Annotated in this window: 13 protein-coding genes; 4 read left to right on the forward strand and 9 right to left on the reverse strand. The window is 72.4% G+C overall.

Annotated elements, in window-relative coordinates; genetic code table 11:
- Nucleotides 1–6: 6 nt before the first annotated feature.
- Both ACZ561_RS09095 and ACZ561_RS09100 read right to left on the reverse strand, forming a co-directional pair.
- Nucleotides 7–1,566 (reverse strand): class I adenylate-forming enzyme family protein, encoded by a 1,560-nt coding sequence (locus ACZ561_RS09095; protein ID WP_470991257.1) that lies wholly within the window; start codon nucleotides 1,564–1,566, stop codon nucleotides 7–9.
- A 139-nt stretch (nucleotides 1,567–1,705) separates the two neighbouring features.
- Nucleotides 1,706–2,353 carry a methyltransferase gene (locus ACZ561_RS09100; protein WP_470991259.1) on the reverse strand — a complete coding sequence of 216 codons (648 nt, stop codon included), beginning with the start codon at nucleotides 2,351–2,353 and terminating at the stop codon, nucleotides 1,706–1,708.
- A 282-nt stretch (nucleotides 2,354–2,635) separates the two neighbouring features.
- Here ACZ561_RS09100 and ACZ561_RS09105 point away from each other — a divergent pair, with 282 nt between their 5' ends.
- Nucleotides 2,636–4,588 carry a helix-turn-helix domain-containing protein gene (locus tag ACZ561_RS09105; RefSeq protein WP_470991261.1) on the forward strand — a complete coding sequence of 651 codons (1,953 nt, stop codon included), beginning with the start codon at nucleotides 2,636–2,638 and terminating at the stop codon, nucleotides 4,586–4,588.
- An 83-nt stretch (nucleotides 4,589–4,671) separates the two neighbouring features.
- Here ACZ561_RS09105 and ACZ561_RS09110 read toward each other — a convergent pair whose 3' ends face one another.
- Complete coding sequence (locus tag ACZ561_RS09110) at nucleotides 4,672–5,928, reverse strand: IS701 family transposase (protein WP_470991263.1); 1,257 nt, start codon at nucleotides 5,926–5,928, stop codon at nucleotides 4,672–4,674.
- 390 nt (nucleotides 5,929–6,318) lie between these two features.
- On the opposite strand from ACZ561_RS09110, the gene ACZ561_RS09115 reads away from it, so the two are divergent.
- Nucleotides 6,319–6,861 (forward strand): hypothetical protein, encoded by a 543-nt coding sequence (locus tag ACZ561_RS09115; RefSeq protein WP_470991265.1) that lies wholly within the window; start codon nucleotides 6,319–6,321, stop codon nucleotides 6,859–6,861.
- A 49-nt stretch (nucleotides 6,862–6,910) separates the two neighbouring features.
- On the opposite strand, the gene ACZ561_RS09120 is transcribed toward ACZ561_RS09115, so the two are convergent.
- The 3 genes from ACZ561_RS09120 to ACZ561_RS09130 form a co-directional block, all read right to left on the reverse strand.
- Nucleotides 6,911–7,921 (reverse strand): LLM class F420-dependent oxidoreductase, encoded by a 1,011-nt coding sequence (locus tag ACZ561_RS09120; RefSeq protein WP_470991267.1) that lies wholly within the window; start codon nucleotides 7,919–7,921, stop codon nucleotides 6,911–6,913.
- A 95-nt stretch (nucleotides 7,922–8,016) separates the two neighbouring features.
- Nucleotides 8,017–8,832 carry a DUF5336 domain-containing protein gene (locus tag ACZ561_RS09125; protein ID WP_470991269.1) on the reverse strand — a complete coding sequence of 272 codons (816 nt, stop codon included), beginning with the start codon at nucleotides 8,830–8,832 and terminating at the stop codon, nucleotides 8,017–8,019.
- Between the two features lie 90 nt (nucleotides 8,833–8,922).
- On the reverse strand, nucleotides 8,923–9,795 hold the full coding sequence (locus ACZ561_RS09130; protein WP_470991271.1) for an N-acetylmuramoyl-L-alanine amidase: 873 nt from the start codon (nucleotides 9,793–9,795) through the stop codon (nucleotides 8,923–8,925).
- A gap of 441 nt (nucleotides 9,796–10,236) precedes the next feature.
- Between ACZ561_RS09130 and ACZ561_RS09135 the strand changes: the two genes are divergently transcribed.
- Nucleotides 10,237–11,817 (forward strand): hypothetical protein, encoded by a 1,581-nt coding sequence (locus ACZ561_RS09135; RefSeq protein WP_470991273.1) that lies wholly within the window; start codon nucleotides 10,237–10,239, stop codon nucleotides 11,815–11,817.
- A gap of 43 nt (nucleotides 11,818–11,860) precedes the next feature.
- On the opposite strand, the gene ACZ561_RS09140 is transcribed toward ACZ561_RS09135, so the two are convergent.
- The 3 genes from ACZ561_RS09140 to ACZ561_RS09150 form a co-directional block, all read right to left on the reverse strand.
- On the reverse strand, nucleotides 11,861–12,496 hold the full coding sequence (locus ACZ561_RS09140) for a class I SAM-dependent methyltransferase (RefSeq protein ID WP_470991275.1): 636 nt from the start codon (nucleotides 12,494–12,496) through the stop codon (nucleotides 11,861–11,863).
- An 80-nt stretch (nucleotides 12,497–12,576) separates the two neighbouring features.
- On the reverse strand, nucleotides 12,577–13,125 hold the full coding sequence (locus ACZ561_RS09145) for a cysteine hydrolase family protein (protein WP_470991277.1): 549 nt from the start codon (nucleotides 13,123–13,125) through the stop codon (nucleotides 12,577–12,579).
- Nucleotides 13,126–13,242: 117 nt separating this feature from the next.
- Nucleotides 13,243–14,904: a PucR family transcriptional regulator gene (locus ACZ561_RS09150; RefSeq protein WP_470991279.1), complete on the reverse strand. Its 1,662-nt coding sequence runs from the start codon at nucleotides 14,902–14,904 to the stop codon at nucleotides 13,243–13,245.
- Nucleotides 14,905–15,258: 354 nt separating this feature from the next.
- On the opposite strand from ACZ561_RS09150, the gene ACZ561_RS09155 reads away from it, so the two are divergent.
- Nucleotides 15,259–15,551: FAD binding domain-containing protein (locus tag ACZ561_RS09155; protein WP_470991281.1), on the forward strand; the 293-nt coding region annotated here is incomplete at its 3' end.

The following is a 15,551-nucleotide window of genomic DNA, read 5'->3' on the forward strand; positions in this document are numbered from 1 at the left end:
GTACCGTCAGCTCTCCGCGAGCTGCCGGGCCAGCTCCAGCCGCTTCACCTTGGTCGTCGCCGTGTGCGGCAGTTCGTCGAGCCGACGCTGCACCGGACGGGCGAGCATCGGCAGATCGGCCACCGCCCGCTGCCACACCAGCGGGTCCAGCGGCGCGTCGTCCCGGGTGCACACCACCGGGACGGCCCTGCCGTCAGGACCGGGGACGATGATGACCTCGACGAGCGAGGGGATGCTGCTGAAGAGCCGGTCCTCGATCTCCAGCGTGCTGTTGATGCCCGGGATCTCGTCCACTTCGCGGTCGAGCAGATGCAGACAGCCGTACTTCGTCCGGTAGCCGAGGTCGCCCATCCGCCACCAGCCGTCCGGCGTGACCTGCTCGCCGTACCGCTCCTCCTCACCCAGATAGGTGAGGATCCGTCCTCCGCTGCGGACTTCGATGCGTCCGGGGGAGGTACGGCTCACCGGTCGCCCGTCGCGGCTGACCACCCGAACGCGTGTCATGCCGGGGAACGTGGTCCCCACGCACCGGCCCTCCTCGCCCGTACGGTGCCGGCGCGTGTAGGTGCGGGCGGCGATGGCGCCGGTCTCGCTCTGACCGTACGTCTGGGCGAAGTACGGCGCCCGGCGCCGCGAGGCGGCGAGCAGGGTGCGGACGGTCCTCGGATGGATGGCGTCGAAGGTGTTGCTGAAGCAGGTGACCCGGGCCAGCGGGCGGGCCGGGTGGTCCGCGAGGACCTCCCAGGCGAGCAGCGTGTTGGGGTGGGCCTCGATCACCCCCGGCGGTATCCGCGTGAACAACTCGGCCACGGACTCCGGGTCGTCGTCCCGCAGCACGATCAGAGGGTGCCCGCGGAGCGCGAACAGGGCGACTCCGCTGATCATCCGGGAGTGCGCGAAGGAGACGTGCAGGGCGAGCGGTTCGTGTCGGCCGACGGCCGCGAGGACCGCCGACTGCGGGCGGCAGCGGGCCTGGATCGTGAGACCCGTCTGCACCGCCAGCTTCGGCAGCCCGGTCGTGCCCGAGGTGTGGGTGACCAGCGCCGGGCCGTCCTGCGGCATGGTCACCGGGGCGACCCGCGGGACGCCCGCGAGCCCTTCGAGCCCCACCGCGCCCGGGAAGTCGCCGACCGCCGTCACCACGCGCTCGGCGAGCGTGAACACCTCCTCGGGCAGTTCGCCGTCCAGCTTCGCCGCGTCGGTCAGCAGGACCGGCCGGTCGAGCCGCTCCAGGAGCCGGGCCACCGTCCCGCCGTCGAGCTTGGGCGAGAGGAGCACCGGCACGCCACCGACCCGGGCCACGGCGTAGGCGAGCAGGGAGATGTCGAAGTTGTCCGTCTTGAACACGGCGACCCGCTGCCCGGGCCGAACATGCGCGGCCCACAGCCGGGAGGCGAAATCGTCCACGAGATCGGCGAGTTCGGTGAGGGTCGGCCGACGCCCCAGGCCGGGTGCGATGTCCAGGTCGTGATCGAGGTAGACCGGATTCGCGGGATGGCGCGCGGCGGCCCGGTCGAAGACCGTGCCCAGCCGGATGCCCTTGTTGCCGATGCGTTGCAGGAACATGCGGGAAAACCCTTCGGTCTCGGGGCGTCCGCGGGGACCGGCGTCGACGTCCGGCCCGCGCTGCCCGGTCGAGCATCCTCAAGGGGTGCGCATGCGGCAACGAGGGCGCGGCCATCACGTCAAGTGATCCCGATGTCCGTCATGTCGCGCGCGGCACGGCCTCCCGGATCTCCAGGAGCAGGTGCTCCACCGGCCCGTCGCCCTCCGGCACGTCCACCGCACCCACCTGCCGCAGTTCGCGCCCGCACTCCTCGGCGAGCCCGCGCAGCAGAGGCAGGTTCCCCCGGCTGCTGAAGTGCAGCAGGGCCCGGCCTTCGGGTGTCAGGCGGCCCGTCGCCTCGGCGAGGAAGCGCCGGTGGGCGGCGTAGCCGGGGTCGACATAGGCGCGCTCGTGGTCGTTGCCGTAGTGGTAACCGTCCGGTGCGAGGACGTAGTTGGAGCTCCAGAACACGGTGTCGAATCGTTCCTGCGGGTCCAGCGCCTGGAAGAGGTCGCTGTGCACGACCCGCATCCGCCCGGTCATGTCGTGCCGGGCCGCGTTCAGTTCGGTGTTCCGTACGGCGTTCGGGTTGATGTCGGCCGCCACGACCCGGTCGCAGCCCGCGAGCGCGGCGAGCACGGAGATCACGCCCGCACCACAGCCGATCTCCAGGAAGGCACCCAGCCGCGCGGCAGGCGCGTCCGGACCGGGGGCGCCGAGGCCCAGGAAGTCGAGCGCGGTCTCCGTGGAGGGGGAGTGGACCGGCGCGAACACCTCGTCCAGCAGGTCCCACTCGTACCCCCGCATCGAGAAGACCCGAGGGCGGTCGGCACGTGTGCGCGACTCGGCACAACGGGCCAGCGATCGTTCGTAACTCTGCGTCTGTCGCACGGAAACCTCGGCTGGAAGGAACGGTGCCGCCCGAGGGCGGCAGAGGATGCCACTCTCTCCCGTCCACCGGTTTCGGCGAAACGATCAGGCCATTTCCGGGGAACCATCGCTGCACGCCTGTTGAGACGCATTCGTGACCTCGGTCGAACTTCCCTACGATGAGGCGCCTGACCAGTAGTGATGGAGAGAACCACAGTCGTGGGGGGAACCGTGGACGAGGGGCCGGTCGCCGCCACCCGCGACGCCTTTGCATACCTGGAGCTGCTCGCGCGCGAGGCGCCCGCCGCCCACTTCGACGAGCCGCTGCTCCACGTCCCGCCCGTCCCCGGGGCGGACGCCACCGCCGAGGGCGACGGCGCGACCTCCGACCGGGCACGGCAGCTCGCCCGCGAGATACGGGGGAAGTTCGAGCGGCAGCAGCGCCGCGACATGGGCAGCACCGCTCTTCTCGACGTGGCCCGCGAGTTCCTTGCCAGCCACGGTGTCGACGAGCTGCTGCGGCTGACCTGCCGCCGGGCGCGGACGCTCCTCAGCCTCGACATCGCGTACCTCTGCCTGTACGACCAGAAGACCGACAGCCATGTCGTCAAGGCCGTCGACGGCCACTCCTCCGATCTGACACCGGGCTTCGTGGTGCCGCCCGGCGCGGGACTCGCCAACCCCGCCACCCGGCGGGCGGCGCCCGTGTGGAGCCAGGACTACCTCGCCGACGCCCGGATCAACCACTCCGCCTCCATCGACGAGGTGGTACGGGCGGAGGGGCTGCGCGCGATCATCGCCGTCCCGCTCGGCGGCAACGGCACCCACTTCGGGGTCCTGTACGCGGGACACCGCACGGTCCGCCACTTCTCCCCGGACGAGGTGGCGCTGCTCGGGACCTTGAGCGAGATGGCGGCGGCTGCCCTGGAGAACGCCGGACTCCTGGACGAGTTGAGGGCCGAGACCACCGCGCGGGCCACCGAGGCCGTGCGGGTCGGCGAGGAGCTGCGCTCCGTTCGCCGGCTCGCCGAGGCACAGGCCGCGCTGATGGAGCGCACCCTGGACGGCAGTTCGCTGCCGCAGCTCCTGGCCGCCGCCGGAGACCTGCTGGGCGGGAGCGTCCTGCTCGCGGACGCGGCGGGCCGTACGGTGGTGGGGCACGGCGCCGCCGAGGCGCAGCCGGCTCCCGAGACGTTCACGGCGGCGGCCCTGGCGGCACGGGCGACGGACACCCTGGTGGAGTCGGCACCCGGAGTGTGGATCGCTCCGGTCCGTGGCGCGGACGACCGGCTCGGCCATCTGGTGTTGCACCGAGCGGAGCCGCCGACGGCCGAAGACGCCGGCCTGCTGCGGCTCTGCGGCCAGGCCGTGGCCCTGCTGGTGCGGCCGGGAGCGGCCACCGAGGAGACCGTTCTGCGCGAGGAACTGGCCGAGGCCCTGTTGATCGGCGGCGAGTGGATCGGGCAGCGGCTGCTCGCCCATGGCCGGACCGTCGGCCTCGACTTCACGGCACCGTTCGTCGTGGTGGCCGCCCGGCCCGTGGCAGGACTCACCGACCGGGCCCTCGCCTGGGCCGCCGCGTACACCCGCGACAACGGCGGCCTGCGGGTCCGGATCGACGACCACCTCGTCCTGCTGCTGCCGGGCGATGACCCGGCCGAAGCGGCCCGTACGGTCGAGGCGTTCGCCCGTGGCATGGGCAGCCCGGCCACCGTGGGCGCCGCGGGTCCGGTGACGGAGGGCCCGGGCACCCTGCCCGCCGTGTACGACCGGTCCGTACGGGCCCTGGGCACCCTCACGGCGCTCGGTGCCACCGGCAAGGCGGCATCCGCGCAGCAACTCGGCCCGGTGATGACCCTGCTCTCCCACGAGCGGGACGTCGACGGCTTCATCCGGGCGACGATCGGCCGGGTCCTGGAGTTCGACGCTCGGCGCTCCGCCGATCTCGCGGTCACCCTCGAGGCATACTACGCGGCGGGAGGCAGCCCCACCCGGGCAGCGCGCCGCCTCTACCTCCACCCCAACACCGTCTCCCGGCGGCTCGAGCGGATCACCGAACTCCTCGGCCCCCAGTGGCAGGACCTGACCGCAGGCCTCGACATCCAGCTCGCCCTGCGCCTCCACCGGACACGGGAGTCCCTCGCACCCTGCCCGGAGTCCTCGGACCGCTGAGCGGGCCGACCGCTGACGGACCGTCGGCTCGAGCGGGCCGTCGGCCGACTCGAGCTTCGGTGACAACGGTGGTCCGCGGAGCCTCATACCGGCACGGCGGTCCGTCGGCGCGGCCGCGGCCCGACCCGCTGCTCCTGCGGCCGCCCAGGCGCCACGGCACGACCTCCGTCCGGCCCGGCCGGCTCCCGTGGTGCGAGCGTCCGCACCGCCTGGGCCACCGACACCATCGTCATGTGCCGGTGCCAGCCGGCGAAGGACCGGCCGCCGTAGTCGTGCAACCCCGAGCGACCGACCGATCCGCTCTCCGGCGAGTCCTCCGACGTCGGCGTCGACGAGCGGCCGCCCGCGAGTTCCGTCAGCCGCAACAAGGCGGAGAGCGGCGCGGTCGTCAGATCGGTCAGCCACAACCGGTCCGGCGCCGCCTGCGGCCCGAACCACTCCCCGACCAGAAGCCGTTCACCCAGCTGTCCGTGGTGCCGTCGACCTCCTTGTTCACCCGTCCCGGTCGGCAGACTCACCCGCAGCGCCACCGCCATCCGGCACCCGTCGGCCCGGGTCACCGGGCGCCGCACCCCTGCCGAGGAGAGCAACTGCCGTGCCATGACGGACTGCTGACGTGTCCCGGCGTGCCCGCTGTCGCCGGCCAGCACCCGGGTGGCCCCGCTGATCCGGGCCAGCAGGGGTACCCGCCCCGCCTCGAACCGGCGCAGCAGCGTCACCAGCGCGGCGCGCCGCGCGTCGACGACGATCGGGCGGGCCGCCGAGGCCCGCCGGAGCGGCAGCTCCAGGGCGGTGGTCACCGTCGAGTCCTCCGGGGACACCGGCGCCGCGTAGTCCGCCGGGACTCCGGCCCGCGCCCGTTCGGCCGGGTCACCGAGAAGGCTCTCGGGCAGGTCGAGGTGCCAGTTGACCGGGATCTCGCCGCTCGACGAGGTCTGCCACAAGCCGTAGCCGAACTGGCCGTTCACGGTCCGTCCGAGCTCCGGTACCCAGCGCCGGTCGATCCCCACGAGCCGCCCCCCGGTCTTCGGCAGGGTGATCGGTCGCACCACCCACGCCGTCGGCGGGGCGGTCCGCTCCAGGAAGTGGACCAGCGCCTCGCGAACGGGCCGCCAGTCCCAGCCGGAGCTGGCGATGAAGTGGTGGAAGCGCTGCTCGGCCGCCGGCTCCCCGGAGTGCGTCGCGATGTTCCGCGCCGTCTTGCGGCCCGGCACCGTGAGCATGCCGCGCAGGTACTGGTCCGCGGTGCGCCGTTGGTCGCTTCTTCGCAGCGAGGCGAACACCTCGCGGCTCAGATCCATGAAAAGGTCCTCATCACTGTGCGTAGCGATGGCATACATGCCGGACCGGCCTCCTGCCACTCGTCGAATGAGTTTTCGCACCTCAGACGCTTCCGGCTGACGACGATCCGGCACAAGGCGCGCCGGTCACACGACCGACGGTCTCTCAGGGTGACCCCTTCGTCGGCTCGGATGCCGTCAGCACGTTCCACCGGCACGGGTCCCGGGCAGTGTGCCCGGACCACAGTGCGGCGGCCGTGGATGGTGGTGGCCGGGCTCCCTGGGGACCGGCTCGGGCCGGCCCCGTCCGGCCCTGCGGTGGCCGAGGGGTGACCTCGCCACAAGCCAGGGCCCCCGGAACGGGTCCCATCGCCCGGACGGAGTCGCCCGAGTGGCGGAGCCGTGGGGCCGACGCGAGGCTGAGGCCGAAGCCCCGAGGGAGGTCACGTCGTGCCCAGTCCCGTTCCGATACGCCGCGGGGTCGTGGCGGTCTTCCTGGCCTGCGCCCTGCTCCTGACGACAGCCGCCTGCGGCGGTGACGACGAGAGTGCGAGCGGCACCGCTTCGCCGTCCGGCACGGCCGAGCAGCAGCGGCTCGCCAAGACCCGGTTCGTCGCCAACGCGGGCCTGGCGGCCGGCGCGACGTACCAGTGGATCATCAAGCCGTACCGCGAGGGCAAGTTCAAGAAGGGCGCCGACGGTCAGAAGTTCGCGCTGGTCAAGGCGGGTCTCGCCGGAGCGTTCGCGTACAACCGGCTCAAGGCGGCGGTGAACAACGCCAAGGGTGACGAGCTGCTCTCGAAGGCAGTCGCGCCGCTGTCGGCGGGCATCGAGAAACTCAAGGACCTCGGCACCAAGCTCCGTAAGGGTGAAGCGAGCGACGCGGATGTCGGGGCGTTCGAGGACGTCATCAACGACGTGAAGGACGCCGGGAGGAGCGCGGGCGCCGTGGTGACCGACAAGGTGCCCAGCACGTCCCAGCTGGGCGGTTGAGACCGGCGCCACACGGCGCGGAGCCGGGTGGTGAAAGGGCTGCCGAGGACTACGAGTTGAGCTCCGCGAGCAGTCTCAGCGTGGCGAGGTCCGGTGCCGTGACCAGCAGGTCCGTGACCGGACCCTTCCGCCAGGCCTCCAGCCGTTCGGCGATCCGTTCCCTGGGCCCGACGAGCGAGATCTCGTCCGCGAAGGCGTCCGGCACGGCGAGCACGGCCTCCTCGCGCCGACCGGCCGCGAACAGCTCCTGGATGTGCCGGGCCTCCGACTCGTACCCCATGCGCGCCATCAGATCGGCGTGGAAGTTACGGGCGGTGTGCCCCATGCCGCCGATGTAGAAGCCGAGCATCGCCTTGACGGGCAGCAGCCCCTCGGCCGGGTCGTCGCAGAGCTGGGCGCGGACCATGGGGGCGACGAGGAAGGACTCCGGGAGCCGGTCGGGGAGCGCGTAGACCTCCGCGTAACGGGTCGGCGACCAGTAGAGCGGCAGCCAGCCGTCGGCGATCCGGAACGTCTGCGCGATGTTCTTGGGCCCCTCGGCCCCGAGCAGCACCGGCAGATCGGCCCGCAGGGGGTGGGTGATCGGCTTGAGCGCCTTCCCGAGCCCGGTGCCGTCCGCTCCGGTGTACGGATGGGAGTGGAACCGGCCGTCGAGCGCGACGGGCCCCTCCCGGCGCAGTACCTGGCGGATCACGTCCACGTACTCGCGGGTCGCGGTCAGCGGACTGCGCGGGAAGGGCCGTCCGTACCACCCCTCGACGACCTGCGGCCCGGAGAGCCCGAGCCCGAGCATCATCCGGCCGCCGGAGAGGTGGTCGAGCGTGAGCGCGTGCATGGCGGTGGCGGTGGGCGTCCGGGCGGCCATCTGCGCGACGGCGGTCCCGAGTCCGATGCGCGAGGTGTGCGCGGCGATCCAGGTCAACGCGGTGAACGCATCGGACCCCCAGGCCTCGGCGGTCCACACGGAGTCGTACCCGAGCCGCTCCGCCTCGCAAGCGAGTTCCAGGTGAGCGGGCGAGGGGCCGCGTCCCCAGTAGCCGAGGGCGAGTCCGAGACGCATGGCGGGAAGCCTTCCTGACGGTCTGTCAGATACTTCCGGGACTGTACGACAACGACCCCCCGCCCGGAAGGGCGAGGGGCCGCTGAGGTGGAACGTCAGCCGCGCTGGATGCCGGTCGTGTCCTGGAGGACGCCGCGGCGGCCGTCCTGGGTCTGGGCGATCAGGCCCGGGCCGCGCTGCTCCACGGCCAGGTACCAGGTGCCGGGGGCCAGTTCGGCGATCGGGGTCGGCGAGCCGTCCTCCGCGTACAGCGGGCGGGCCACCGGGACTGCGAACCAGAACGGTGCGAAGTCGCCGACGGGCTGCTGCGCCTGCGCCTGCGTCGGCTGCGGGGCTGCCGGGGCGGCAGCGGCCTGCGGGTCGGGCTGCGGCTGGCCGGGGTACGGCTGGGGCTGCGCGCCGAACGGCTGCTGCTGGGCGCCCGGGTAGCCGTAGCCGCCGGGCTGACCCGGCTGGACGCCGTACGGCTGCGGGGTCTGCGGGCTCGGGGCGGGCATCAGCGGGGCCTTGAGGGCCGGGACCAGCGGCGCGGCGACAGCGGCACCGGCCAGGACCAGGGAGGCGATCAGGCCGAGGATGAGGCCGGCGCCGGCGTTCTCCGACTCGAACATCCACATCAGGATGTTCCAAGCGGCCGCCACGGTGAACGCGACACCGACCTGGCCCAGGTCGAGACCGACGACCTTGCGCGGCTGCGGCAGCGCGCGGGAGAGGACGACCAGGGCGGCGCCCGCGATGCCGAGAAGGAAGGCGCCCCAGCCGAGCGGGGAGAACTCCCAGGAGTTCGGGGAGTCGACGTTGCCACAGAAGCTGCCTTCGCAGCTGCTGGTGCCGAGGAACGAGGCGATGAACAGCACCACCGCTGCACCGATCAGCACGCCATCGCCTCGAGTGAGGGAGCGGATATTCACGTAAGAGTCCTTCGTCGGGTCGTCTCGTCGGGGTGGCGCGAAGCACGGGGGCGGCCCCATCGTACGGAGCGAATCTATCGCCCGCGGGTTCTACCCCTTGAGGTAGGTCCCGATGCCGTCCGCGATCCCTTGCGCCGCTTTCTGCCGCCACGCCGCATCGGTGAGGAGTGCGGCGTCCTTCGGATCACGCATATTGCCGCATTCGACGAAGACCTTGGGAACGGTTGAGAGATTGAGTCCCCCGAGATCCTTGCGCACGTCCAACCCGCTGCCGGAACCAAGGTAGTTGGCGGGCGCCGTGCCGGTCGCGAGAGCGAAGTGGCGGGCGACCGCCTCGCCGAGCGTACGGGAGGGGCCGACGATCTTCGAGGTGTTTGCGGCGCCGGAGCTGACGCGTGCGGGCAGGATCACATGGAAACCGCGGTTGCCGGTGCCGGAGCCGTCGGCGTGCACGGAGACGACGGCGTCGGCGTGGGCCTCGTTGCCGATCCGGGCGCGTTCGTCGATGCAGGGGCCGTAGGGACGCTCGGCGTCATGGGTGAGGACGACCTTCGCGCCCTGGCTCTTGAGGAGATCGCGCAGTCGATGTGAAACATCGAGGGTGAACGCGGCTTCTGTGTAGCCGGCGTTCGTGGACGTGCCAGTGGTGTCGCATTCCTTGCGTGTTGTGCCGATATCGACCTTCTGGTTGATTTCCCGGGAGTGCTGGAAATTGCCGGGATTGTGACCGGGGTCGATGACGACCGTACGTCCGGAGAGGGGCCGGGTGGCCCGGGGCTTGTCCCGCGTCGGCTCGGGGGCGGCGGTGGGGGCGAGCGTGGGGGTGGGCGAGCCGGTCGCCTTGGCGTTGGCGGCCTTCGGAGGCTGCGACGCCCCGCCGCAGCCGGCCAGGACGGCGCAGGCGGCGAGGGCGCAGGTGAGGGCACTCGCGCGGGCGGGGATCTTCCGGTGGTCGTACGGCACCTTGCGACTCTAGTGGGAGGCACCACCGAACGGTCCGCCGACGCGGGGCGACTGTGAAGGGACTGTGGCGGGTATGAGGAAGGTGAGTGCGTCGGTGAGGGGCACCGCGCACGGACCACGGGGGGCACTGTGGCGGGGGAAGAGCCGAACGACGCACGTCCATCGGATGAGCGAGGGGAGCCGACGGGGCCCGGAGGGCCGACTGGGCCGGGCGAGCCGACGCGGCCCGGAGAGCCGACGTGGCCGGGAGGGGCAGCGGAGCCGACCCGGCCGGCGCACCCGGGGGAGCCGACGTGGCCCGGGGTGTCGGAGACACCCTGGGCGTACGGGGCGCCGGGGACTGCAGGGGCCTCGGGCACACCCGCCGGGGCAGGGTGGGAAGCCGGACAGGGAGCGTGGCCGGGGGCGTCGATACCGCCGCCGCCCGCGCAGCCGCCCGGGATGCCGCCCGCGCAGCCCTACGGGGCGCCTGACCCCGGACCGCCCGCGCCGCCGCCCGAATCGAACCCCGCGCAGGCCGTCCTGGTCGGGCTGCTGAACCTGTCCTGCCTGGGGCTCGGGTACGCACTGCTCAAGCAGTGGGTCCTCGCGGCCGTCTGCTGGGTCGCCACGGCCGTTCTGCTGCTGGTCGCGCTGCCCGCCGACGTGGACGGCGTGCCCACCGGCCTCCTCGTCGGTTACGGCGTGTTCCTGCTGGCCTCGGCCGCCGACGGCGCGCGGCGCGGGCTGCGCGCCCCGCTCGCCCTCGGCTCGGGATCGAGCGCCGCGCCCCGGCGCCTCGCGCTCCCGCTGGCCCTGGCGCTCGTCCTGCTCGTCGTGCCGGTGGGCGGCTCGGTCGCCTATGGCGTGGCGCGTGACGAGGCCGTGGAGCAGTCGCTCCTGGACCGGCTCGCCGCGGCCGACACCCAGGTGAAGTCCGTGGCGGGCCAGAGCTTCGGCGGCGCCGAGCACACCTACCGCAAGGCGCTCGCCGTCTATCAGGACCTCGGCACCGCGCACGCGGGATCGCGGGCGGGCCGGCTCGTCCCCGACCGGCTCGGGGAGTACTACCAGGCGGTCTCCGCGCCGTACGAGCAGAAGAAGTACTGCGAGGCCGTCCCGGCCCTCAAGCATCTGCGGGCGCTGCCGGAGACGGTGGACCGGGGCCTGCTCGGCGGGCTGATCGGCAAGGCCGACGACCCGCTCGCCCACTCCTGGTACGAGTGCGGGATCGGCGGACTCGGCGTCGCGGGGGTGGAGACGGCGGCAGGCGAGCACCTGAACGCGCTCCTGTCGACCTTCCCCGAGTCGTCGTACGCGCGGCAGGTCGAGCCCAAGGTCGCGGAGGGCATCAGGACACGCTCCGCCGCGCTCTCGGGCGGGACCACCGACCCGTGCGCCGGGGTGGCCGAACTGCGCCGCTACGGCACCACGGTCGACCTGCTGCCCAAGGCGAGCTTCGCCGGAGTCTCGCAGCAGCACGGCGAGGCGGTGCAGAAGGGCGACTTCGCCTGCGGGGTGGATCAGTTCAAGGACAAGGAGTACACCCGGGCCGTCGAGACGATGACGCAGTACGCCAAGGACCACCCGAGCAGCCCGCAGGCCGCGCACGCGCGGAACATAGCCATCGCCGCCGAGATCGCCGACGAGGCCCCGGCGGCCGGGAAGCAGCTGCCCCCGGCCACGGCTCCCGGCGGCTCCCGGATGGTCATGGTCGTCAGCAACGACGGCCCGGGAGCGGTCGAACTCCTCTACACGGGACCGACCACGGGCCGCGTCACCCTCACGGCGTGCGGCACGTGCACGGCGTATCCCGGCAGCCTCGCCCGCAACGCACCCAAGATCAAGGCGTGCTCGGGACCGTCGTCGAAGTACCCCAAGGTGACGCTCCTGCTGCCCGCCGGCAACTACCACTTCCTCCAGAAGCGGGACAGGACGACGGGCTCCTCCGCGTCCGCGGCGGACAAGGCGAGCACGGCCAAGATCGAACCGGGCTACAGCTACACGAACTGCCTGTACGTGACCTCGGGATTCGGCTTCTAGCGGCCGGGCCGCGCGGGAGCGGGGCGTGCGGGGGCGGGCGGCCTCAGGCCGCGCGCTCCGCACGCCTCAGGACGCGGAGGGAGTCGGTCACCGAGACCTCCTCGAAGTCGCCGGACTCCAGGGCCCGGAGGTAGATGCGGTACGGCGCCTGCCCCCCGTCCTCCGGGTTCGGGAAGACGTCGTGGATGACGAGGAGGCCGCCCTCGGCGACCTTCGGCGCCCACCCCTCGTAGTCCGCCGTCGCGTGCTCGTCCGTGTGACCGCCGTCGATGAAGACGAACCCCAGCTCGCCCGCCCACACCTTCGCCACCTGCGGGGACCGGCCGACGACCGCGATCACGTACTCCTCCAGACCTGCCTTGCGCAGCGTCCGGCGGAAGGTCGGCAGGGTGTCCATCAGGCCGACCTCGGGGTCCACGACGGTCGGGTCGTGGTACTCCCACCCCGGCTGCTGCTCCTCGCTGCCCCGGTGGTGGTCCACGGTCACCGCGACCGTCCCGGCCTCCCGGGCCACGTCCGCGAGCAGGATGGTGGAGCGCCCGCAGTACGTGCCGACCTCGAGCAGCGGCAGCCCCAGCTTCGCGGCCTCGGTGGCTGCGGCGTACAGCGCGCGCCCCTCGTCGAGGGGCATGAAGCCCTTGGCGGCCTCGAAGGCGGCGAGGATCTCGGGCGCGGGCATGGATGCTCCTACTGGTCGGTACGCACGTACGGGCAGCCATGGTGCCCTACGCCCCGCACGCGAACCACACCCGCTTCCCGTCAGACGGAGAAGTCCACCTCGGCCGCGGGCAGGACGCGGGTGCGACGGCCTGCGAAGCGGATGTGACGGAAGATCTCGTTGTGGTGGGCGATCGACTGATCGGCCGGCGCGAACGGGTCGCCGCCGTCGGGGCGCAAGGACGTGGTGTGGCCGTCCTCGACGAGCACCAGGTCGTAGCGGTGGCTCAGCGCCTGCCGGGCCGTCGTGTCGACGCACATCTCGGTGGCGAAGCCGGTGACGACGACCTCGGTGACGCCCAGCTCCCGCAGGGTCGCGTCGAGGCCGGTGTCCAGGAAGCTGTCGGCGCTGTTCTTCGCGACGACGGTCTCGCCGGGCCCGGGTTCGAGGCCGGCCACGATGCGCCACCCCTCCGTCCCGGCCGGCAGTTCGGTGTCGTCCTGATGCTGCAGGGTCACGATCGGCACCCCGGCCGCCTTGGCCCGTGCGCGGAGACCCGCGATGGCGGCGACGGTTTCTTCGGGGCGGTGGGCGATGGCCATCAGGGCGTTCTGCATGTCGATGACGAGAAGCGCGGAGGCGTTCGGCATGCGGCCACGGTAGCGGCCGGGGCGTCCCGTTCGAAATGGTGCGGCTCGTGGGAGCGGGAGGCGGGAACGTGCCGGTCGCGAGACGCCCGCCTCCGCGATCCCGGCGAGGACGGCGGCTCAGCAGGCCTTGAGGGCCGCGAGGAAGTCCAGCCGGGTCTCCAGCCGGGTCAGGTCCCGGCCGGTGATCTGCTCGATGCGGGCGATGCGGTGACGCAACGAGTTGACGTGCAGGTGGAGTTGGGCTGCGCAGGTGGTCCAGGACGCGTCGCAGTCGAGGAACCTCTCCAGTGTGGGCAGCAGGTCGGTCCGGTGGCGGCTGTCGTGATCGCGCAGGGGGCCGAGCAGACGGGAGGCGAAGGCGCGCCGGGTCTCGGCAGGGATGAGCGGCAGCAGAGTCAGGATGTGCGAGGTGAGGTCGTCGGAGCCGCGCACGGCCACTCGGTCCGGGTGGTCATGGGCGATCCGCAGCGCGGTGCGGGCCGCGTCGAACGCTCGGCGTGCCTGTTCGGCTGCCGCCACCGGAGAGCTGACACCGATGGAGACACTGCCCGTGGGGCCGAGCCAGCGTGTGAGCACCGCGGTGAGTCTCTGCTGCAGGGCGACGCAGTCGAGGGCCGGTTCGGGGAGTCCGTCCGTCGGCTCGGGCACCAGGACGAAGAGGACGGCCTGCTCGTGGTCGACGGTGGCGGCGATGTCCTGCGACGAGACGGGCACGGGGCCGTCCGGTTGGATCAGGGCCTCCTCCAGGAGTACGCGGAGGGCCGGCGCGGGGATGGGGCCGGTGCCGCGCCACTCTCCCTCGGCAACCACGAACTGGCAGCGCTGCCAGGTGTCCTTCCGGCTGACGACGGCCTGGGCGGTGCTGCTCAGCCGGACGGGAATCTCGGCGGGTGGGACGTGGCTGTGCAGCAGGTCGACGAGTTGACGGGCCAGATCGTTCAGCGCCACCTTCGTCCGCTCGTGTGCGGACCGCGCGTCGACGGCCAGTTCGACGATCCGGTCGAGGAGCTGCCCATCGCTCGCGGGCCGGTGCGACGTGTCGGCCGCCACGACGAGCAGCCAGTCGCCCAGTTCGGCCGCCTCCCCCGTCGCGGTCGAGGGCGTCGACGGGTCTGTCGCGCTGCGAACCGGCACGAGCGAGTAGCGCCGGTCCCCGATCGTGACTTCGTGGGGAGCGGGCTCGCGTGAGCGGCGCGCGGCGAGGTACCTCCCGGCCAGCGCCGCCGCCGTCCTGGCACGCAGTGGAGGGCGGGCCCCGGCGATCTGACGCCCGGTCGGGGACAGGAGGTGGGCATCGAGGCCGAGACTGCGCTGCAGGAGCTCCAGTACGGCATCCGGGCCGCCCTGCCCGGTGAGGAGCCGTCGATGGCGTTCGACCACGGCGGCGAGGCTGCCCACGGGCCGGGGTTGCAGACGACGCAGGACGTGTTCGGTGATCGAGGCGAACGAGATGTCCGGGTCGACGGCCATGAGCGGAAGGCCGTGGCGTCGGCAGGCGCGCACGAGGTCGTCCGGGACGAGGCCGTGTTCGGCTTCGCCGGCGGCGAGGACCGTGACGCCCGCCCGGTCGAGGATGCGCACGAACGGCTCGGCGTCTCCGTCCTCCCGCCACCAGGCGAGCCCGGTGAGGACGAGTTCGCCGCCGGCGAGGAAGCGGCCGGGGTCCGCCAGGTCGGTGGTCAGGACCGCGCGTACCTCTCGATCGAGAGCGCTGTCGTCGGCGTCCTGGTCCACGAGCAGGAACAGCCCCAGTTCGTCCTGGAGTTCGCGTATCCGCATGGTCGCCACCTTCTCATGTCCGCACCGGGTCGATCCGTTCTCCATGACGTGAGTTTCCGCAGGTCATGGGCGTGCCGCGGTGGGAAGGCACGGTGGTCCACAGGCGATGCGGCAGCCGGTTCTGGGGGATCGGTGACTGCCGCGTCCACTTGGTCGCTCGGTCTACTTCTACGAGTCCGGCCGACAGCGCCTGGACGAGTCGATCGAGGGCTTCGGGCCCCGGGCCGCACGCCCCGGCCGAACGACTCACCACGAACCACGCGCCACGAACGCCTCGCGATGGACGACCCGACACGAACGAGTCGCCACGAACCACTCGCCATGAACGACCCGACACGAAGAGGAGAGCCATCCATGGACTTCCTTCGCCCCACCGGCTGGGAGGAGGCGCTCGCCGCCAAGGCCGAGCACCCCACCGCCGTACCGATCGCGGGTGGCACCGATGTGATGGTCGAGATCAACTTCGACCACCGGCGACCCGAGTACCTACTTGACCTGAACCGCATCACCGAACTCCAGGAGTGGCACGTCGGCGAGGAGAGCGTCCAACTGGGCGCGTCCGTTCCGTACACCCGGATCATGGAGAACCTGCGGGCCGAGCTGCCGGGCCTCGCGCTCGCCTCGCACACCGTGGCCTCCCCGCAGAT

It is taken from the genome of Streptomyces sp. NPDC039609, from assembly GCF_055596705.1.